This is a genomic window from Myxococcales bacterium (assembly GCA_016703425.1).
GTDB lineage: Bacteria > Myxococcota_A > Polyangia > Polyangiales > Polyangiaceae > JADJCA01.
On the sequence record JADJCA010000011.1, the window covers coordinates 394,670 to 415,295 of the forward strand.

The 20,626-nt window shown below is 67.2% G+C and carries 12 protein-coding genes and 1 pseudogene; 8 read left to right on the forward strand and 5 right to left on the reverse strand.

The annotated features are described in order from the left end of the window. Positions 1-201: 201 nt before the first annotated feature. Positions 202-762 carry a hypothetical protein gene (locus tag IPG50_22520; GenBank protein MBK6694959.1) on the reverse strand — a complete coding sequence of 187 codons (561 nt, stop codon included), beginning with the start codon at positions 760-762 and terminating at the stop codon, positions 202-204. Between the two features lie 175 nt (positions 763-937). Next, positions 938-1,873, reverse strand: a complete 936-nt coding sequence (locus IPG50_22525; GenBank protein ID MBK6694960.1) for an EamA family transporter — start codon at positions 1,871-1,873, stop codon at positions 938-940. A 124-nt stretch (positions 1,874-1,997) separates the two neighbouring features. On the opposite strand from IPG50_22525, the gene ccsA reads away from it, so the two are divergent. The 8 genes from ccsA (at position 1,998) to clpB (ending at position 16,357) form a co-directional block, all read left to right on the forward strand. After that, complete coding sequence (gene ccsA, locus IPG50_22530) at positions 1,998-4,853, forward strand: cytochrome c biogenesis protein CcsA (protein ID MBK6694961.1); 2,856 nt, start codon at positions 1,998-2,000, stop codon at positions 4,851-4,853. Then, the gene (locus IPG50_22535; GenBank protein MBK6694962.1) at positions 4,846-5,619 is read left to right on the forward strand and encodes a zinc ribbon domain-containing protein; all 774 of its coding nucleotides are present in this window, start codon (positions 4,846-4,848) and stop codon (positions 5,617-5,619) included. The genes ccsA and IPG50_22535 overlap by 8 nt, the downstream gene beginning before the upstream one ends. Next, positions 5,612-7,024, forward strand: a complete 1,413-nt coding sequence (locus IPG50_22540) for a hypothetical protein (GenBank protein MBK6694963.1) — start codon at positions 5,612-5,614, stop codon at positions 7,022-7,024. Before IPG50_22535 ends, IPG50_22540 begins: the two co-directional genes overlap by 8 nt. 458 nt (positions 7,025-7,482) lie before the next feature. Next, positions 7,483-8,619, forward strand: a complete 1,137-nt coding sequence (dnaN, locus tag IPG50_22545; GenBank protein ID MBK6694964.1) for a DNA polymerase III subunit beta — start codon at positions 7,483-7,485, stop codon at positions 8,617-8,619. 2 nt (positions 8,620-8,621) lie between these two features. Beyond that, positions 8,622-9,818, forward strand: coding sequence for a DNA replication and repair protein RecF (gene recF, locus IPG50_22550; protein ID MBK6694965.1), 1,197 nt, complete (start codon positions 8,622-8,624; stop codon positions 9,816-9,818). Positions 9,819-9,942: 124 nt separating this feature from the next. After that, positions 9,943-12,468 (forward strand): DNA topoisomerase (ATP-hydrolyzing) subunit B, encoded by a 2,526-nt coding sequence (gene gyrB / locus IPG50_22555; GenBank protein ID MBK6694966.1) that lies wholly within the window; start codon positions 9,943-9,945, stop codon positions 12,466-12,468. Between the two features lie 227 nt (positions 12,469-12,695). Further along, positions 12,696-13,517 carry a hypothetical protein gene (locus tag IPG50_22560; GenBank protein MBK6694967.1) on the forward strand — a complete coding sequence of 274 codons (822 nt, stop codon included), beginning with the start codon at positions 12,696-12,698 and terminating at the stop codon, positions 13,515-13,517. Positions 13,518-13,744: 227 nt separating this feature from the next. Next, the gene (gene clpB / locus IPG50_22565) at positions 13,745-16,357 is read left to right on the forward strand and encodes an ATP-dependent chaperone ClpB (protein MBK6694968.1); all 2,613 of its coding nucleotides are present in this window, start codon (positions 13,745-13,747) and stop codon (positions 16,355-16,357) included. A 32-nt stretch (positions 16,358-16,389) separates the two neighbouring features. On the opposite strand, the gene IPG50_22570 is transcribed toward clpB, so the two are convergent. From IPG50_22570 to IPG50_22580, 3 genes and pseudogenes are all read right to left on the reverse strand, one after another. After that, complete coding sequence (locus tag IPG50_22570) at positions 16,390-18,576, reverse strand: DUF3488 domain-containing protein (protein ID MBK6694969.1); 2,187 nt, start codon at positions 18,574-18,576, stop codon at positions 16,390-16,392. A 6-nt stretch (positions 18,577-18,582) separates the two neighbouring features. Then, positions 18,583-19,625: pseudogene (locus IPG50_22575) on the reverse strand (DUF58 domain-containing protein). A gap of 9 nt (positions 19,626-19,634) precedes the next feature. Continuing rightward, complete coding sequence (locus IPG50_22580) at positions 19,635-20,600, reverse strand: AAA family ATPase (GenBank protein MBK6694970.1); 966 nt, start codon at positions 20,598-20,600, stop codon at positions 19,635-19,637. Positions 20,601-20,626: the final 26 nt, after the last annotated feature.

The following is a 20,626-nucleotide window of genomic DNA, read 5'->3' on the forward strand; positions in this document are numbered from 1 at the left end:
CCCCCGCCCCCCGCCGAATCGCGCTGCCGCGCGCCCAACGCGCGAAACCAATGAACAACGGCGGGCGACCGTGAGGTCGTCCGCCGCGTGGCCAGGCCAACGAGCTGGCCGGCTGGCGTTCGTCAGAACGTACCGAGCGGTCCCACGCCACCGACGCCCGCGCCCGGGCAAGGTTCGCGCTCAACGCTCCCGCCGAGCGGGCTACCCAACGGACTGCGGAGGGGTTGGCGAAGCGACGTTGCCGCCGAGGTTGAGACTGCCGAGTTGGCTGCCGAGTTGGCCGCCGAGTTGGTTGATGAGCGGCCCGAACTGCGCGCCGAATTGCCCGACGAGGCCGTTGATCACGGGGCCGAGCGCCCCGAGTCCTTGACCGCCGGTGAGTCCACCAAGCAAGGGCGCGAGGGCGCCGAGGCCCTGCCCTTGCGTCAAGCCGTTCACGATGGCGCCGATGTTCAAGGCCCCGCCATTGGGAAGGAAGCCGAGCGGATTCGCCCCGCCGAGGAAAGCGTTGGGATCGGCCGACGGCGCCGCACCGGCCTGGACGAAGCCACCGGCAGTCCCGCCGAGGGGATTTCCGAACGACGGCGTGAAGACGTGCGACGCGTCGAGCTGCGGCTGGCCGTATTGGCCGTAGGGATCGAAGCCGCCGTAAGGCGCGCCGAGCGGACCTGGCGCTCCGGGACTCGACGCAACCGGCGTCGCGAGGCCACCGAGCTTCACGCCACCAATCACGGCGTCCAGGTCTTCAAGTGCGAGCTTCATGATCCGAGCCTCCGCTGATGCAAACTGCAAGGGGTTTGCCAACGCCCCTCACGCCGGCATTTCCACGGATGGCAGACGATTCCGCGGGCCGCATGGACACGGCTCGGCTCACTTTGCCTCCGAAGGGCGACGAGAGAGCGCAACTAGACCTCGCGCGGCGCGGCCCGGACGACGCTCAACGCGCCACCGCCGAGCGCGTGGCGACGACGGTCACGCCGGCGAGGATGAGCGTCCCCGCGAGCAGCACGTGCCCTTGCGGGCGCTGCCCCAACTGAACAAACGCGAGCGCCCCTGCGACCAGCGGCTGCAAGTAGATGTAGATGGTCACGAGCGTCGCGCTCGACCGCCCGAGAGCCCAGGCGTTCGCGGCATACGCGACGATGGTAGGGACGACGACGATGTAGACCAGCAAGGTGACGCCCAAGGCGTCGATGACCCCGAGGGTGCGGACGAGGGGCCCCACACCGAGCGGAGCAAACGTGAGCGCGCCCCAAGTGAAGATCCATCGAATGACCTCGATGGCACCGAGGCGGCGAATGGTCGAGCGACCGAGGACGATGTAGCCCGCGTAAGCGAGAGAGTTGGCGACGACGAGGACCGCGCCGCGATCCACGCTGGAGAGCCCGGTCAGCTCGACGACGCCCAGGAGCGCGAGGCCAATGCCGGCAGCGACGCGCCAGGTGGGCTTCTCGTGTCGGAGGACGACGGCCAGCGCCGCCGCAAAGACAGGGATGGCCACGCACAGAAGCGCGGCAGAGAGCGGCGTCGTCGCTCGGAGGCCGAAGAGAAAGAGCGTCTGGTTCAGCGAGATGCCGAGCACCGACAGGCCCGCCAGCGCGAGGTGATCGCGCCCCGAGAGCGGTGGTGCTGGTGGTGCTGATGCCCCACGGCGGCGACGAAGCAAGAGCGCCAGCCCTTGAAAGAAGAGCGCCGCGAAGCCCATGCGAGCCATGGCGATGGCCTCCGGCGAAAGGCCCGCACCGCCGCTGTGGCGCGGCATCATCGCGAGCTTTCCTTCGACCGCGTTGGACGCGAACGCTAGCTGAACCACAAGGAGCGCGGCGTGCGTGGCCCACGGACCGGGCCCTGTGGTGGCGATCTTGTCAGTCATGCATGGAGCGGGTCACGCGCCATGAGCGAGCCGGCGGCAGGGAGCGACGCGACCCGTTCGGATTCATAGCTGGTACACTTCCGCGCGCGGGAGCTCAACTCGGGTTGTCGCGGCTGAGGCATTTATGTGGACAACCCTTCCTCTCTTTGGGACCGGCCTGCTCCTCACGGTCATGTTGGTGGCCAGCTACACGTTCGCCGTGTCGCTCGCCGCGCACGCCGACGGCAAGCCTCGGACGCTTCAGGCGGCTCGTTTCGGCGCCTACGGAGTCGTGATCCTCATCCTGACGACGGTGCTGGTCTTGGCCTACGCCTTCGTGAGCCACGACTTCCGACTGCGCTACGTCGCGCACTACTCGGACCGGTCGATGTCCACGCCGTACCTCTTCACGGCGCTCTGGGGCGGCCAAGACGGCTCGCTCTTGTGGTGGCTCTTCCTCTTGTCGCTCTACATCGGAGCGTGCGTGAAGTGGCTCGGCCGCCGCTTCCTTGAATTGCAGCCCGCGATCTTGGCGACGTGCATGGCCGTCGTCCTGTTCTTCGCGGTGTTGATGACCTTCAGCGCGAATCCCTTCAGCACGAGCATCGCCGGCGCGAGGCCCGACGGCGAAGGCCTGAACCCGCTGCTCCAGAATTTCTACATGATCATCCACCCGCCGAGCCTCTACGTGGGCTTCGTCGGGTGCACGATCCCCTTCGCGTTCGCCGTCGCCGCGCTCGTCACCGGCCGCCTCGACACCGAGTGGATCGTCGCCAGCCGCAAGTTCACGCTCTTCTCGTGGCTCTTTCTCGCCATCGGCAACACGCTCGGCATGCTCTGGGCCTACGAGGAGCTCGGCTGGGGCGGCTATTGGGGCTGGGACCCGGTCGAGAACGCGGCCTTCATGCCGCTCTTGTCGGCGAGCGCGTTCGTGCACTCGGTCATGATCCAAGAGCGCCGGGGTCTCTTCAAACTCTGGAACGTGTTCCTCGTGTCGCTCACGTTCCTGATGACCATCTTCGGAACGTTCCTCACGCGCTCCGGCGTCATCGCCAGCGTGCACTCGTTCGCGCAATCGTCCATCGGCAACTACTTCGTCGGCTTCATGGTCGTCCTCGTGGCGTTCCTCATGACGCTCGTGCTCTACCGGTGGCCCGAGCTCCGCGACTACCCCAAGGAGGCGCGCCTTCGCAAAGCCGCCATGGCCACCGGCTGGACGGTTGTCGGCGTGGGCATCGCGGCTGGCTTGGTCCTCACCAACGTTCCCATGAGCGGCGCGGTGCGCGCCGCCATCGTGTCGGCCGTCGCCGCGGGGACCGTCTTTGCCTCCGTCGAGCTGGTGTTCCGCAAGATGACGGCGGGCCTCGACCTCTCGCATCGCCGCCCCGCCATCGAGTCGCTCTGGTCGCGCGAGTTCACCTTCGTCCTCAACAACTGGGGCCTGCTCGGCTTCATGTTGTTCGTGCTCGTGGCCACGACCTTCCCGATGATCTCGGAGGCCTTCTGGAACGAGAAGGTCACCGTCGGGCCGCCCTACTACAACGCGTGGGTTCAGCCCATCGGGCTCACGATCTTCTCGCTCATGGGCATCGGCTCACTCTTCGGATGGAAGAAGACGAGCGACGCGGCCCTCCGCAAGGCGTTCTTCTTCCCGAGCCTGACCTTCGTCGTCGTCCTCGTCCTCCACTTCGCCCTTGGCAGCCGCTTCGGTTACCCGGCCACGGTCTTCACGGACCCCATCTATCCCGGGCCCCTCGGGCAGGTGCTCCGCGCGTTCAACGGCATCACGCCGGTGCTCGGCATCTCGCTGTGCGCCTTCAACGCTGCCGTCATCGTGCAAGAGTTCGCGCTCCTCTTCGGCGCGCGCCGAAAGACCGGCGCCAACAAGGACGTGCCGAAGGCCCTCTTCTACGCCGGCTTCCTCCCGGGCTTCTTGATGACGCTCGTCACGTTGCCGCCTCCCTCGCGCCGTCGCTACGGCGGCTACGTGGTCCACTTCGGAATCACGATGATGTTCCTTGGCTTCACGGGAGCGTCTTGGAACATCAACAAGGAGACGACGATGTCGCCGGGCCAGACCTACAAGGTCGACGCCTACGACCTTCAGTACGTCGGTCCGCGCATGGAGGTCGACACCTCGAAGCGCATGATCTTCGCCGACCTCCGCGTCCAGAAGAGCGGCAAGGACATGGGCCTCGTGACGCCGGCGAAGTTCATCTACAAGCGCCGCCCCGAGTCGCCGACCACGGAGGTCGCGATGCTCCACACCATCGCCGACGACCTCTACGTCGTGGTGGGCGCGATCAATCCGCAGACGAAGGTCGCGAGCCTGCAGATCCACGTCAACCCGCTCGTCGGGTGGATCTGGTTCGGCGCCATCATCCTCATCTTCGGCAGCGTCGTCTGCATGTGGCCCGAGCTCCGACCCAACGAGTCGCGGGCCTGGGCCGCGGCGCGCGGCGTGGCGGGCGCGGCAGCGAGCATCACGCTCGGGGTCGTCTTGGCCTCGATGCCCGCCCCAGCCTTCGCGCAGAGCGCTGGCAACGGCACCGCCGGCGCCTCGAGCCTCCACTCGGGCACCGTGAAGATCGAGAACGCCGAGGAGCGCGACCTCTTCGGAAAGCTGCGCTGCATGTGCGGCACTTGCCCGCGCGACCTCTTGTCGACCTGCGCGTGCGACACCGCCGAGGAGACCCGCGAGCGGCTGCGCGCGAGGCTCAAGGCCGGCGAGGCCAAAGACGCCATCATCTTGGCCTACGCGAAGGAGTACGGCTCCGCCGCGCTCTCCATTCCGCCGAACACGGGCGCCATGCGTGCCATCTACATGGTGCCCGTCGCCGCGATCGTGGCTGGCGCCGCCGGCGTCGTGGTGCTCATGCGTCGCTGGCGCAAAGGCGAGGGCGCCGCCGCCGCTCCGAAGGACAGCGCGGGCGCGACAAAGGACGCCAAAGACGAGTACGATCGCCGCCTCGACGACGAGCTGAGGGAGCTCGATGACTGAAAGCAAGGCCAGCTTGGGCGAACACGTGACGCCTCCCGAACCGAAAGCGGCGACGAACGACGAGGCCGACCGCGCGAGCCTCGAAGCCGACGCGGAGAGGCGCCTCGGTCGGCTCGCCTCTCGAGTCCTGCCGCCGGTCGTCGTGATCAGCGCCTTGGCCGTCGCCCTGACGGTGAGCATTGCGCCGGCGTTGCTCGTGCTCATCGGCGGCGCGCTCATCGGCACCATCGCGCTCTTTTGGGCGAGCCTCCGTACGCTCGGCGGCGACGCTCCGTTGGCGGAGGACTTCGAAGCGTTGACGGTGCGCGTCGACAACCGGTCGGCGCTCGACGCCCGAAAGCGCTCGGCGCTCCGCGCGCTCAAGGACATCCAGCACGAGCACGCCATCGGCAAGATCGACGACGCCGACTTCGAGGTGCTCTCCGCGAAGTACCGCACCGAGGCGAAAGATCTCCTGCGCGAGCTCGACCTCGAGATCGAACCCTTCCGGGACCAGGCCGAAGCGCTGGCTCGAAAGCACCTCGAGAAGGCGGGCCTTGGTGCGACGGCGAACGCCGCCAAGGACGAAACCGCGGGCAACGCCAGCAAACCCGAGAAGGTCGCCGGCGACGCGAAGAAGGAGATGGCGACAGACGACGGCGCCGCCGACGCGCCCGCGTGCGCGACATGCGGGACGCGAAACGACTCCGACGCGGACTTCTGCAAGAAGTGCGGGAAGCGTCTCAAGGAAGAGAAGGCCGCTTCGGCCGAGAGTGACGATGCCTGATCGGAAGCTATTTTCCCGAGGTCTTCGCCTGGGCTTGGGCCTCGCCACCTTGTCCGTCACCGTGGGCGTCAGCGGCCTCGCCGTTGGCGCTGGCGACGCGAGCGCTCCGAAGAGCGTCGCCTCGAGTCGCCCCGCAAACAGCGACGCGGGTGCGGCCCCCAAGACGACAACGGCTTCGCCGGGCGAGAGCGGGCCGCCACGCGACGGCGTCGATCCCCACGGTGCCGGCGCTATGGACGTCGCCGACCCGCACGGCGGCGCCGATCCCCACGGCAGCGGCAACGCGGCTGGCGGACCCAAAACGCCCGCCGACACGGTGTCCGAAGATCCGGCGCTTCCCAAAGGAACCATCGACGTCGAGATCCGAGACGAAAACGATCGCCCGCGCGGCCAAGTGCCCGTCCTGCTCGGCATCGTTCAGAACTCCGTAGCCAAAGGAGAGAACCGTCAGCGCCTCTCGGCCTCCACGTCGGCCGACGGCCACGTGCGCTGGAACAACCTCGAAGGCGGAAGCCAAATGGCCTACCGCGTGTCGGTCACCGAGGGCGCGGCGCAGTTCGCGGCGAGGCCGTTTCAGCTCGACCCGACCAAGGGCACGCGCGTCATCTTGCACACGTTCCCGTCGACGAGCGACCTCGCGACGGCGCTCGTCGTCATGCAGTCGATCGTCTACGTCGAGCTCAAAGACGATCGCGTCCAGGTCCAGCAGGCCTTCAACATCTTCAACTTTGGCAAGATGGCCTGGGTGCCGAAGGACTTCGTCTTGCCGTTGCCGGCGGGCTTTACGGCGCTCACCAGCTCGCAACAAATGAGCGACCAAACCGTCGAGGCAGCGGAGGGTCGCGGCGCGAAGGTCAGCGGCACCTTCGGCCCGGGCCAGCACTCCATCGAGTATCGCTGGCAGCTTCCGTTCGGGGGCGAGCCGAACCTCGACCTCGGCATCGGCATGCCGGGCAACGTCGCAGCCGCGCGCGTGATGGTCGTCGCGACTTCGCAAATGAAGGTCTCCGTCGATGGCTTCCCCGCCATGCGCGCCGGCCGCGACGGCCAAGGCAACAACATCCTCGAGACGGAGCGTGAGATGCGCCGCGACGAGGCGCCCCTGCGCAGCCTACGAATCGTCTTGGCGGACATTCCCGGTCCGGGGCCGCTCCGCCTCTACGCGGCCGGCATTTCGACCGTGGGCGTCCTGCTCGGGCTCTCCTACGCGAGCCGGTCCCGCAAAGATCACCGCGGACGCGAGACCGACCGAAAGAAGGAGCGCGAGCGACTCCTCGCCGAGCTCGAGGAGCTTGAGCGCGCCCATCGCGTCGGTGAGCTGGGCCCGCGGACCTACGAAAAGAGCCGCCGCGAGCTCATCGACGCGCTCGCGCGGACGCTCGCCGCCGACGCCGCAACGACGTGAACGAAGGCCCTCTGACGGGCGCTTACGGGTGAGAAGAGCGCGCCCGCGAGAGGCGCCTTTCTTCGCACAAACGGCCTGTGGGTAAGCCTTGGAGTTGAGGGGGGAGCATCCCGTGGATTCCGGTGGGGGAAAGTCTCTTGACTACATCTGCCCCCATCCGCCCCCAGTCATCCCACCTTCGACTCCACATGACATACACGGTCGATGTTTCTGATGTTCAATGGGATTTCGTGGCTGTCCACATTTCCACAGGCTCTATCAACACTTCTAGGATTTAAATCTCTAAGAAGATCTGGAGAGAAGAGCACCGCGCCCTCTCGCCCGTGAGGCAGCTCCAGTGGAGCCAAAACATGGGGTGCCGAGGCTTGCGTCCCGCCCAAATCGCGACGATGTAGGTGAGCCCGTCGCGAGCTTCCAAGAGCCGCCGTCCTGTCTCCGTCTTGCCTGAGGGTCCCATGCTGGAATTGTCGGTTGCGAAGAAAGATCTGCTGAAGCTCGTGAGCCGCGTGCAAGGCGTTGCCGAGCGCAAAAGCACGATGCCGGTTCTTTCCAACGTGCTCCTCACGGCCGACAGCTCGGGCACACTTCGCCTCTCCGCCACGGATCTCTACCTGGCGATCTCCGGCAAAATCGCGGCCGAAGTTCAGAAAGCCGGCAGCGTCGCCGTCCCCGCGAAAGATCTCTTCGAGCGCGTGAAGATGATGCCCGACGGTCCCGTGACCATCGCGTCGGGCGACAACGCTGCGACGACGCTCAAGGCCTCCGGCAGCGCGCGCCGGTACACGTTGCGCGGCATGCCGGGCGATGACTTTCCGCCGTTGCCGGCCGCCGCCGAGGGCGCGCCGTCGCTCGCGCTCGACGTGGCCGTGCTCCAAGAGCTGATCTCGAAGACGCACTTCTCAATCTCCACCGACGAAACGCGCGCGCACCTCAACTCGGCGCTCTTCGAGTGGGACGGTGATGTCGTTCGCATGGTCACGACCGACGGACACCGCCTCTCGAAGATGGAGGTGAAGGTTCCCGGTCGACAGGCTTCGGCAACGATGCTCATCCCGCTCAAGGCCATCCACGAGCTGCGTCGCCTCGCCGACGACATGATGGGCGAGGCCGGCAAGGATCAAGACAAGCCGCAGATGCAGATCACGCAGAGCGGCTCGAGCGCGTTTTTCCAAGCGGGCACCACGAGCTTCAGCGTGAAGCTCGTCGACGCGCAGTTTCCGCCTTACGCCCAAGTCATTCCGCAAAACTCGGAGAAGCAGATCCGCGTGCCTCGCTCGGCCTTCGCCGACGCGCTCAAGGCCGTTGCCGTCGCCGCCAGCGAGCGCACGGGCGGCGTGAAGCTCTCGCTCGCGAAACACGCGATGCGAATCACCAGCGAGTCGCCCGAGACGGGCGATGGCTTCGATGAGATCGCGGTCGAATACGGCGCCGCGCCCATGACCGTTGGCTTCAACGCCAAGTACTTCCTCGACGTGCTCGCCGCGCTCGATGAGGACGAGGTCGTCTTGTGCCTCTCCGGCGAGCTTGACCCCGCCGTGGTGAAGCCCAACAGCGCGCGCGAGTTTCTGGCCGTCGTGATGCCGATGCGCATCTGACGATGGAGGCGGCTATCGAGATCGGTGACCGGCCGCTCGAGACGCGCGCCAACGATGGCGAGCAAAAGAGCCCGCTGATCATCGAGACGATTTCGCTGCGCGGCTTCCGAAACCTGAGCGACGTCGATCTCGCGCCGTCGCCGCGCTTCAACGTCATCGCCGGCGATAACGGTCAAGGCAAGACGAACATCCTCGAGGCCATCTACCTCGGCGGCACGACGCGGAGCTTTCGCACGACGAAGCTGGCGGAGGTCGTCGGGCACCACAAGACGCTCGCGACGTCGAAGCTCGTCGTTCGTGAAGGGCCTTCCGAGCACGACATCGCCCGAGAGCAGGTGGTCGGCCTCCAAGGTGGCGCCCGCTCGGTCAAAGTGGATGGCAAGAGACCCGCGTCGCTGGCGGCTTATGCCATCAAGACGCCGGTCGTCGTGTTTCACCCCGGCGAGGTGGCGCTCTCGCAGGGGCCCAGCGGAGAGCGACGTCGCCTCCTCGATAGAGCCGGACTCTACGCGGCGCCGGGCTCGTTGGCCGATGCCGATGCCTACGCTCGCGCGATCCGTGAGCGTCAACGCGCGCTCGAGACGCGCGGCGCCATGGCTCGCGATTTGGACCAGTGGGAGGCGCTCGCGGTGCGTCACGGCATGAGCATCATGGGCGTTCGTCGTCGCGCCAGCGAGGCGCTGCTCACCGCGGCGGAGCGCGCCTTCCGACGCATCGCCGCGCCCGACCTCACGCTCACGGGAGCCTTCGCGCCGAGCGCACCGGAAGACGAGACCGCGTACCTGAAGGCGCTCTGGGAGAGCCGCGCCGTCGACATGCGGAGAAAGAGCGCGAGCATCGGACCGCATCGCGACGAGCTCGCGCTCTTCATCAACGGGCACGCCGTTCGTGGGACCGCATCGCAAGGGCAGCACCGCGCGCTCGTGCTCGCGCTGAAGGCCGCCGAGATCGAGGTCATCGGGGATGCGCGTGGCGCGAGACCGATTCTCCTGCTCGACGACGTCTCGAGTGAGCTCGACCGGGAGCGGACGCGCGCGCTCATGGCGTTCTTGCGCGACCTCGAGGGGCAGGTCTTTTTGACGACGACGCGGCCGGAGCTCATCGTCCTCGGAGACGCCGAAGGTCTCTCCTTTGGCGACGAAACGCGGCGCGATTGGACCGTCCGCGAGGGCGCCATCGCGACGGCAGTAAATACCTGAAATCAAAGCCTAATTAGAGGGCCTTGGGGGTGGCCTCGAGGGGGGGCTTCGGGTATGCTCCGCGGCTCCTTCGAAGCGTGACTTTCCGCGCACGTTTCCGACGGCTTCGCATCACCGAGCCCCCATGACAGAGCCCATCGAAACTCCCCAGACGAACGCCCCCACCACGTCGAGCTACGGCAGCGACAGCATCACGGTGCTCGAAGGCCTCGAAGCCGTTCGCAAGCGGCCGGGCATGTACATCGGCGACGTGCACGATGGCTCGGGCCTTCATCACCTCGTATGGGAAGCCGTCGACAACGCCGTCGACGAGCACCTCGGCGGATTCTGTTCGCGCATGGACGTGACGGTGCACTTCGACGGCTCGCTCACCGTCGAAGACAACGGCCGCGGCATTCCCGTCGGCAAGCACCTCGAGGAGTCGCGCAAACTCGGTCGCGACATCAGCGCCGCGGAGCTCGTCATGACGAAGCTCCACGCCGGCGGAAAGTTCGACCACTCGAGCTACAAGGTCTCCGCCGGCCTCCACGGCGTCGGCGTCAGCGCCGTCAACGCCGTCTCCGAGTGGCTCAAGCTCGAGATCAAGCGCGAAGGGCACGTTCACTTTCAGGAGTTTCGCTGCGGCGTCCCCGTCGCTCCCCTCGAGCGCATCGGCGACAGCGACAAGACCGGCACGAAGGTTAGCTTCAAGCCCGATCACGACATCTTCACCATCACCGAGTTTCAATACGACATCCTCGCGAGTCGCCTTCGCGAGCTCGCGTTCTTGAACGCCGGCTTCCAGATCACCCTGACCGACGAGCGAGAGGTGACCGCCGGCAAGCCGCGTCAGGATCTCTTCTCCTACGGCGGCGGCATCGCCGAGTTCGTCGAGCTGCTCAACAAGGCCAAGGAGCCGGTGCACGATCAGGTCGTGAACATCAACGCCGAGCACACTCCCGAGGGCGCCAGCGCCGCCATTCAGGTGGAGCTCGCGCTCCAGTGGAACTCGAGCTTCAGCGAGCAGGTGTTCTGCTACACGAACAACGTCAACAACAAGGACGGCGGCACGCACCTCACGGGCTTGCGAGCCGCGCTGACGCGCGTCTTCAACGCCTACGGGCAGTCGCACTCGCTCTTCAAGGACGTGAAGAGCGGCCTCTCCGGCGAAGACATCCGCGAAGGCCTCACGGCCGTCATCAGCGTGAAGCACCCCGACCCGTCGTTCGATTCGCAGACGAAGTCGAAGCTCGTCTCGAGCGAGGTGAAGGGCATCGTCGAGAACGTGGTCGGTGAGCGGCTCGGACGGTTCTTCGAGGAGAACCCGCAGACGGCACGCAAGATCATGGAGAAGGCCGTCATCGCCGCGAAGGCGCGCGAGGCCGCCCGCAAGGCTCGCGAGGTCGTTCGCAAGGGCCAGATGGATTTCACGAGCCTGTCGGGCAAGCTCGCTGATTGCCAAACGCGAGATCCGCAACAAGCGGAGCTCTACATCGTTGAGGGAGACAGCGCCGGTGGCTCGGCCAAGCAGGGTCGCGATCGGAAGTTCCAAGCGATCCTCCCGCTCAAGGGCAAGATCCTCAACGTGGAGCGGGCGCGCCTCGACAAGATGCTCTCGTCGGCGGAAATCGGGACGCTCATCCAAGCGCTCGGCTGCGGCATCGGCGAAGGCAGCTTCGACATCGACAAGCTCCGCTACCACCAGATCGTCCTGATGACCGACGCCGACGTCGACGGCAGCCACATTCGCACGCTGCTCCTGACGTTCTTCTACCGTCAGATGCCGCAGATCATCGAGCGCGGATACCTCTACATTGCGCAGCCGCCGCTCTATCGAGTCCGGCGCGGCAAGAAGGACATCTACCTGAAGGATCAGCCGGCGCTCGATCGCTTCTTCTTGGAGCACGGCGTCGAGGGGCTCGCGCTCCGCGCCTCCAAGGGGCCCACGCTGTCGGGGGAGCCGCTGCTCCGCTTGGCCGAGCGCCTGCGCATGTTCCGCCGCGCGCTGTCGAAGATCGATCGCCGAGCCGACGCGAAGATCGTCGCGGCGGCCCTCCGCGCGACGGGCCTCGGCAAGAACGAGCTCCGCGAGCGTAAGCGCGTCGAGGCCGCCACGCCGCTCTTGAAGGCGTACCTCGAGAAGCGTTACCCCGACTGCGCGCCGATCTCGCTCGACGTCGGCTGGGAGGTCGAACATGGCGCCGCGACGATCCGCGTCGTACCGCGCCCCGGCTCCAACGCCCGCCCCACGGTCATCGACTGGGCGCTCGTCGAGTCGGCCGAATACGAGGAGCTCTACGCCATCGAGCAAGATGTCCGGTCCTTGGGTCCGGCACCCTACTTTGCGAAGACGATTCGCAAGCGCGACGACGAAGACGACAGCGACGCGAAGGAAACGGAGCTCGCCGACGCCGACGCTGTGTGGGATTTCATCGACGCGCGCGGCCGCAAGAGCACGCAGATCCAACGGTACAAGGGTCTCGGCGAGATGAACCCCGAGCAGCTCTGGGAGACGACCCTCAACCCCGATGCCCGCGTGATGCTGCAGGTGCGCCTCGACGACGCGGTGCAGACCGACCAAATCTTCAGTGTCCTTATGGGCGATCAGGTGGAGCCCCGCCGCCAGTTCATCGAAGACAACGCGCTCAGCGTGAAGAACCTCGACATCTGAGCGAGGCGCGACCCGCCCGGGTCGCAGTGTGGGACGTTAGGCGCAACGGCCCGGTGGCGTCAGATTCGTGACGCTTTCCCGCGGCGCCGCGCGATCGGCCTTCGCGGAATCAGAATGGCGTCGCGCATTTCGAGGCGCCCAGAGCGCCTTGTGTGCGCCTATTCGCAGACTTCACCTTCGGCCCGGGAGATGCTTGCATCGAGGGTGTGCGCTGGGTGATCGCCACGATGATGTCGGTTATCGCCTGCAGCGGCCAGGTCGACGACGAGTCTCGTGACGAACAGGCGAAGCTCGTGGCGCGCGGCGTGGAGCCACCGCCGGCGCCCGTTTACGCGAAGCAGGAGCAGCCGATCGCGACCACGCGCGTGACCAACCACGGCGGGCCCGTCCTCGCGAAGATGACGGTTCGTGTCGTCCACGTGGGCGACGTATCGGAGGGTGGAGCGTCGAGCGCCCAGCAGGCCGAACGCGACGCGCTCGTCGCCTTCACGCTCACGAGCGGCGCGGCCTACTGGGAGACTCTCGCTCAATATGGCGTCGGGCCAGGCCGGCTCGCGGGCGCGCAGCGCATCCCCAAAGCGCTCGCGTTTGCCGGCGCCATGGCGGCGGAGCCGCTCGTCAGCGTCGAGGCGCTCGAGGCGCAGATCAAGCTGCTGCTTCATCCGAAGAGCGGCGCGTCGATCGTTCCCCCAGCGGACGCCTACTTGTTCTTCTTGCCGAAGGGCACGGCCGTCTCGTTTGGCAATCGGGGGACCAAGGTGTGGAAGTCGTGCGTCGACGTCGGCGCCTACCACCGCCACACGGGCCTCGAGCCGTACGCGGTGTTTCCGCCGTGCGACCTCGGGCAGAGTCCCCGAGCGGTCTCGCACGAGCTCGCGGAGATGGCCACCGACCCGGTCGTTGGGACCGGCTGGATGAGCGACCGCGATCAGAACGTCGGCGTCGGCGAGATCGCCGATCTCTGCAACCAAGACGTGCCGACGCCGATCGGCGGCTATCGCCTCACGCAGCTTTGGTCCAATCGCGACGGGCGCTGCGTCCCCTTCTAAGTGGGCGTCGGGGCGCCTTCGTGGCCCAACGGCGCGCCACGAGCCGCGAGCCGGGGGATGGGATCGCCGCGACTGCAAGCTCCGCGCCCTTGCGCCGGCTCTTCGGCGATTTACCTTGGCGTGGGTCAGCGAGCGGCCTGCTCGCCGCGACCGAACCCGGTTGGGCCGGTGCGCAAGCGCCGACGACCACATTTCGTAGCCCACGTTTTTCGTAGGGAGCCGTACCCATGCGACCTGACCGTATGACCACCAACAGCCAAGCGGCATTCCGGCAAGGCGTCGACCTGGCGAGCCGCAACGGAAACCCAGAGCTTGTGCCGGAGCACGTCCTCGTGGCGCTTCTCGATCAAGAAGGCGGCGTCGGCGGGCCGCTCCTTCAGAAGGCCGGCGGCGATCTGAGCGCCGTTCGCGCCCTGGCGCAGAAGCGCATCGACGGCCTGCCCAAGGTGACCGGTGGCGCCGAACCGGGCATGTCGCGTCGCGTCCTCGAGATCATGCGCAAGGCAGAGGACGAAGCGAAGACGCTGAAGGACGACTTCGTGTCCGTCGAGCACTACGTCCTCGCCATGGCGAAGCACGACCGCGAGTGCCAAGGCCTCTTCGAGCAGAGCGGCGGCGTGAGCTACGAAAAGCTCCTGCGAGCCTTGTCCGCCGTGCGCGGGTCGCAGCGTGTGACCTCGAAGGATCCCGAGACGACGTTTCAGGCGCTCGAGAAGTATTGCCGCGACCTGACCGAGCAAGCGCGGAAGGGCAAGAGCGACCCGGTGGTCGGACGCGACGAGGAGATTCGTCGCGTCATGCAGGTGCTGTCGCGACGCACGAAGAACAACCCGGTCCTTATCGGAGAGCCGGGCGTCGGCAAGACGGCCATCGTCGAGGGCATCGCGCAGCGCATCGTCTTCGGCGACGTGCCCGAGAGCCTCAAAGACAAGAAGGTCGTCTCGCTCGACATGGGCGCGCTCGTCGCCGGCGCAAAGTATCGCGGTGAGTTTGAAGACCGACTCAAGGCTGTCTTGAAGGAGGTGGAGAGCGCCGCCGGGCAGATCATCCTCTTCATCGACGAAATCCACACGATCGTCGGAGCCGGCGCCGCCGAGGGCGCCATGGACGCGGCCAACCTGCTGAAGCCGGCGCTGGCGCGCGGCGAGCTCCGCTGCATTGGCGCGACGACGCTCGACGAATACCGCAAGCGAATCGAGAAGGACGCGGCGCTTGAGCGGCGCTTTCAACCGGTCGTGGTGGCGCAGCCGTCGGTCCTCGACACCATCGCGATCCTGCGCGGGCTCAAGGAGCGCTACGAAGTCCACCACGGCATCCGCATCCAGGACTCGGCGATCGTGGCCGCGGCGACGCTCAGCGATCGGTACGTGACGGAGCGCTTCCTGCCCGACAAGGCCATCGATCTCGTCGACGAAGCGGCGGCCAAGATCAAGATGGAGGTCGACAGCATGCCGTCGGAGATCGACGCCGTGCAGCGTCGCCTAACGCAGCTCCAGATCGAGCAGCAAGCGCTGAAGAAGGAGCGCGATCAAGCTTCGAAGGCGCGCCTCGACGTCGTTAAGCGCGAGCTCGCCGAGCTGGAGGAGACGGCCAACGGCATGCGAGCGCAGTGGCTTCGCGAGAAGGAGGTCATCGAGCAGATTCGCGCCATCCAGCCCAAGGTCGAAGACCTGCGCGCTGAGTCCGACAAGGCCGAGCGGGCCGGCGAGCTCGGGAAAGCCGCCGAGATTCGCTACGGCAAGCTGCCGGAGCTGGAGAAGCAGACGGAAGATCTGCGACGCGCCCTCGCGAAGGTGCAAGAGAAGACGTCGTACCTCCGAGAGGAGGTCACCGATCAAGACATCGCGGGAATCGTCGCGAAGTGGACCGGCATCCCCGTGAGCAAGATGTTGACCGGCGAGACCGAGAAGCTCCTCCAGATGGAAGAGGGGTTGCGTCGCCGCGTCGTCGGTCAGGAGTTGGCCGTCACGGCGGTGGCCAACGCGGTGCGCCGCTCTCGCGCGGGCCTCTCCGATGAGCGAAAGCCCATCGGGAGCTTCCTCTTCCTTGGTCCGACGGGAGTCGGCAAGACGGAGCTGGCCCGCGCCTTGGCCGAATTCCTCTTCGATGACGAGCGCGCCATGATTCGCCTCGACATGAGCGAGTACATGGAGAAGCACACCGTCTCTCGGCTCATCGGCGCGCCGCCCGGTTACGTCGGCTACGAAGAGGGCGGGCAACTCACCGAACCGGTTCGCCGCCGCCCCTACGCCGTGGTGCTCTTCGACGAGGTCGAGAAGGCTCATCCCGACGTCTGGAACACGCTCTTGCAGGTCCTCGATGACGGTCGCCTCACCGACGGCCAGGGCCGCACCGTCGACTTCAAGAACACCGTCATCATCCTCACCAGCAACGTGGGCTCGCAGGCGCTCACGGCCATCGAGGAGAAGAGCGGCCTCGAGCCGGACGACAAGCGGGAGCTCTTGCAACGAGCCGCGATGGAGGAGATCGGCAAGATGTTCCGTCCCGAGTTCGTGAATCGACTCGACGAGGTCGTGGTCTTCGAGCGGCTCCGCCGCGACGAGCTCCGCCGCATCGTCGACATTCAGCTCAAGCGCTTTGCCGAGCGCCTTGCCCGTCGCGAGCTCTTCGTGGAGCTGAACGATGCGGCGAAGGACTTCCTCGGCGAGGTCGGCTGGGATCCGCAGTTTGGCGCGCGGCCGCTCAAGCGCGCGATCCAGCGCCACCTTGAGGATCCGCTTGCGAAGCGCGTGCTCTCGGGAGAGTTCGCGCCCGGCAGCACCATCGTCGTCACCGCCTCGGGCGGCGCGCTGGCGTTCGCGGGTCGCGTCTCCAACTGACGCGAAGAGCGCGGCACGGGGGCCCCGACCGATTAGAGGCCGGGACCCGCAGCGCTCTCCGGGAGCTCGGCGCTGCGGACGGAGCGGACGCGGTCGGCGAACCGCTTCACGTCGTCGTCGGTGAGCGGGGTGTCACCGAAACGAGCGGCCAAGTATTGGGACGTCAGCGCGTGGACCTCGCCCGACAGCGGGTGCCGTTGCGCCACGAGCTCTTCCGCGTGCCGGAGCGGCGGTAGGGCCGGCGGTCGCCCGATGCCGTGGAGGAGCAGGGCGGTCTCGAGGTCGCGGTACAGCGCCGTCGCGGCTTCGAGGGCGCGCGAGGTGGCCTTCGCCGGCGGCGGCGACGCTTTCGTTGGCGCCGAGCGCCAACGCTTCCACACGAGGTACGCGATGAGCAAGACGCCGAGCGTGGTGCCGGCGAGGTAGGGCGCGCGCGTCCAGCGCTCCCAAGGTCCGCGGTCGGCGCCGAGGCGCCGCCGGAGCTCGTGGTAGCGGCGTTCGACGGCGTCGAAGATGCGCGACTGGGCGCGGCGATCGTAGCCGACGACGTATCGGTTCCAGCGCTGCGACATGGCGTCGAGCAAGTCGCGGACGTAGATGACGGCGCCCACATTGGGAACCAGCGGCTGCGCCGCCGCCGGCGGCGTCGGGTCGAACGTGAACCAGCCGGGCCGCGCCGGATCGTCGGCGATGTACGCCTCGACCCAGGAGTGGGCGTCGCCCTCGCGGACCGCGTAGTAGCGACCGAAGCGGTTGTAGGTCCCGCCCACGAACCCCGTCACGTTGCGCGAGGGCACGCCGGCGGCGCGTAACATGACCGCCATGGCCGTCGAGAAGAACTCGCAGTGGCCGCGCTTTGATTCGAAGAGGAAGTGGTCGAGCGGTTGAGGCGTCCCGCCAGAGGGAGAGCCGACGTCGTACCGGTAGACGGTGCGGAGCTTCTCCTCGAGGAGCTTGGCCTTCTTGTAGTCGGTGGTCGCGCCGCGGGTCCATTCCTCGGCGAGCGCGTGGATACGCTTGGGCAAGTCGGGCGGGAGCGAGAGGTACCGGCCGCGCTCGACGATGGGCTCGACGATGCGCTCCCCGTCCTTTGCCAGGATGACGTCGTAGCGGAGCCCGTGCGCGTCGGCGCCGGCGTAGCGGAGCTCGCCCTCGGGGCCCATGAGCAAACGCAGCGGGTCGCCGAAGACGGTCTGGTTGAGGGGCTTCAGCTCAACGGCGACGGCCGACGGAGGCAGGAACACCACCGAGGGCGCCGGGTCGATGGGCTCCAAGTCGAAGGCGATGCGTCGATCGCCTCGGCTCGGGTCCCGCGCCAAGGGGTAGACCGACGAGCCGAGTCGCGGGCGGGCCTCGCTGCGGTCCGTCTTTGTTCGAGACCAGGCACGGCCGTCGTAGGCGTCGAAGGCCGTGCCGCGAAGACGGAGCACCATGCGTGGGGGAGGAGGCTGAGGCAAGTCGGGCAGGTCGAAGCGCAGTGCCACGGAGGGATCATTGCGCAATACACCGACCTGCCCTAGGTCGACCTTGTCGGAGAAGCCGACCATGCGACCCGCGCGCGAGTGGTTGAGGAGCAGAAGAGACAGTCCCACGCGCGGGAAGAGCAAGAAGAGCGTCGCTGTGAAGAGAAAGATGGGAACGGAGATGAGGCAGGTCGCGCCCAAGAATCCGCGGCCCACGACGCGTCGACTTCGGAGGATGCGAGGCACGTCGACGGGGAGGCCTGTGCGGTCACGGGCGCCTTGGCGATAGTTGCCTTCGACCTCGCGCCGCAGGTGGCTGAGCACCAGGGCGCCTGGCGCGACGATGAGGAAGCCGAGAAAACACAACCCGTAAGCGAGGCCGCCACCGAGGACGGTTCCGGCGACGAGGTGCAAGAGCGCCAGGACGATGATCTGCTGGTCGTGGGCGGCGCCGCGTCGCGTCGCGATGCGCAACACCTGAAGCATCGCCGCGAACTCGACGGCGACCTCGAGGACCGACTCGCCGGCGAGCAGGCGCACGGCCTCGACGAGGAAGAGCACCAGCGGCGCGGCCGTCGAGAGGTGCCGCATGAAAGGTCGCGCCGACCAACCCTCGGGGACCGCGAGGGCCAGAGCGAGGCCCGCGAGGAGCCCCACGTTGGTCACTGTGCCGAGCGATGCGGTGCTCACCACGGCCAAGACGCCGAGCGCCGCCAGCGCGTCGGTCATGAGGCGGTGAACGAGACCGAATCGCATGGGTGTCTACTCGGCCGCCTTGACGGGGCGACCACCCTCGGCGCGAGCCTCGGAGGGTTGGATCAGGGCGAGGTAGCGAAGGATCGGGTCGGCGCCGGCAAGCCGATCGGCGCGGGCGGCGATGGCCGCTTGCGTGCGGATGGCCACCGAGTCACCGCGCTTCAGGTGCGCGACGGCGCGGGACGCGAGGTCTTTGATCTTGCGCTCGAAGAGGGCGTCCCACTCGGCGGTGGCCTCGCGAGGCCTCTCGAGCTCGAGCGGGAGCGTCACGTCGGGCCGAGCTTCCCGGGCGCGTTCTCGGATCACCATCTGGCCGGTTGCGCTCTTGCGCCAATAGATGTCTCGCGGATCGTCGCCTTCGCGCATCGCCTTCAGACCGAGGAAGTCGGCGCTGGTCCCGGCGCCCATGGAGCCGTCGCCCAGGGCGGTGCGGCCTCCGGTGGCCACCGGCAGCTGCACGGCTTCGACGGCGGGATAGATGATGAGCTCGCCGGAGGCCTGGAGCTCGCGCGACTTTTCGAAGAGACCGAATGGGAACCGTGTGGCGATGCGGAAGCCGACGTGAACGTCGCGACCGCGCTTCGTGGGCGTTCGACGGTAGGCGGCTACCTGCGCCGATCGCGGGCTTATCTTCAGGAAGAAGCACCGCTTGTCGGCCGGTTGCCCCGCGCGAAGGTCTTCAACCTCGATGGCGTAGGAGGGAACGCGGCCCTTGTTGTTGTAGACCTCGATTTCAACGAGGTGCGCTCGCCCGACCTGGGCGCGCTGCGGGAGCCGCCGCAAGACGCTCAGGTCTCGCAGCGACAGCTCGCTCATGACGCCGCTCACGACGATGAGCGCGAGCAACATGCCGAGCAGCAGGTAGAGAAGTTGTTGGCGGTGTTGATGGCGGCGAAGCCAACGCCCAACGTGATGCCGACGAAGAACTTCCCCTCGCGGGTGAACTTCAGCCGGCGCGGCGGCCGGATGAAGCGCCGGAAGCGAGCGAGGAGCGAGCGCGGCGCGGCCGCATCACCTTGCGAGGGACTTTCGGGCCGCGATCCAGCCATCTCTGTTGCTCACAAGGGAACGGGGATGCGGTTCACGAGCTCGCGGAGGGCGCCCTCGGCCTCGTCCCGCGAGGGCATGAAGCCGTCGGCCTGCGACGCCAGCCGAATGCGATGCGAGAGGACCGGCACCGCGAGATCGTGGATGTCGTCGGCGAGGCAGTACTTGCGCCCGCGGAGCAGGGCGCGAGCACGCGCGGCGTTGGCGAGCGCGATGGCCGCGCGCGGAGACGCGCCGAGCGACAGCGTCGGGGCGCTGCGCGTCGCCTGAACGACGGCCTGGAGGTAGTTGCCGAGGGCCGGGTCGAGGGAAACCCGGAGCACCTGTCGTTGCAGCTCCACGAGGCGCGTGGGCGTGAGCACCGTGGGGACGTCGCCGGCTCGGTCGGTTTGCCCCTCGAGCAAGAGCCGCATCTCGACTTGCGGCGGTGGGTATCCGATGCGGATGCGGAGCAGAAAGCGGTCGAGCTGCGATTCGGGCAGCGGGAAGGTTCCGGCGAAATCTTGCGGATTCTGCGTGGCGATGACGAAGAAGGGCTCCGGCAGCGGCAGCGTCTTTCCGTCGATGGATACCTGGCCCTCGTTCATGGCCTCCAGCAGCGCCGATTGGGTGCGGGGGCTCGCGCGATTGATCTCATCGGCCAAGAGGACGTTGCCGAAGATGGGGCCTTGCCGAAGAACGAACTCGCTCGTCCGCTGGTCGTAGACCGAGACGCCCAGGAGATCGCTCGGCAACAAATCACTTGTAAACTGCACGCGTCTCAGATCGCCGCCTACGGCGCGCGAGAGGGCGCGTGCGAGCGTGGTCTTGCCGACGCCGGGCACGTCTTCGATGAGCAGGTGACCGCGCGCCAAAAGGGAAACGAGCGCGAGCTCGACGGCTTCCTCCTTGCCCTCGAGGGCCATGGCGACGGCGTCTCGAAGGCGTTGAAGTGTCGAGACCAGCTCGTCTGCGATTACCGCGGCGGCTGCGGTCATGGACGCGAGCGTAGCACGATCGAGTG

Excerpts from the sequence above, each read along its gene's own strand:
- IPG50_22520 (MBK6694959.1), bottom strand. The coding sequence starts at position 762 with ATGAAGCTCGCACTTGAAGACCTGGACGCCGTGATTGGTGGCGTGAAG.
- IPG50_22525 (MBK6694960.1), bottom strand. The coding sequence starts at position 1,873 with ATGACTGACAAGATCGCCACCACAGGGCCCGGTCCGTGGGCCACGCAC.
- ccsA (MBK6694961.1), top strand. The coding sequence starts at position 1,998 with ATGTGGACAACCCTTCCTCTCTTTGGGACCGGCCTGCTCCTCACGGTC.
- IPG50_22535 (MBK6694962.1), top strand. The coding sequence starts at position 4,846 with ATGACTGAAAGCAAGGCCAGCTTGGGCGAACACGTGACGCCTCCCGAA.
- IPG50_22540 (MBK6694963.1), top strand. The coding sequence starts at position 5,612 with ATGCCTGATCGGAAGCTATTTTCCCGAGGTCTTCGCCTGGGCTTGGGC.
- recF (MBK6694965.1), top strand. The coding sequence starts at position 8,622 with ATGGAGGCGGCTATCGAGATCGGTGACCGGCCGCTCGAGACGCGCGCC.
- gyrB (MBK6694966.1), top strand. The coding sequence starts at position 9,943 with ATGACAGAGCCCATCGAAACTCCCCAGACGAACGCCCCCACCACGTCG.
- IPG50_22560 (MBK6694967.1), top strand. The coding sequence starts at position 12,696 with ATGATGTCGGTTATCGCCTGCAGCGGCCAGGTCGACGACGAGTCTCGT.
- clpB (MBK6694968.1), top strand. The coding sequence starts at position 13,745 with ATGCGACCTGACCGTATGACCACCAACAGCCAAGCGGCATTCCGGCAA.
- IPG50_22570 (MBK6694969.1), bottom strand. The coding sequence starts at position 18,576 with ATGCGATTCGGTCTCGTTCACCGCCTCATGACCGACGCGCTGGCGGCG.
- IPG50_22580 (MBK6694970.1), bottom strand. The coding sequence starts at position 20,600 with ATGACCGCAGCCGCCGCGGTAATCGCAGACGAGCTGGTCTCGACACTT.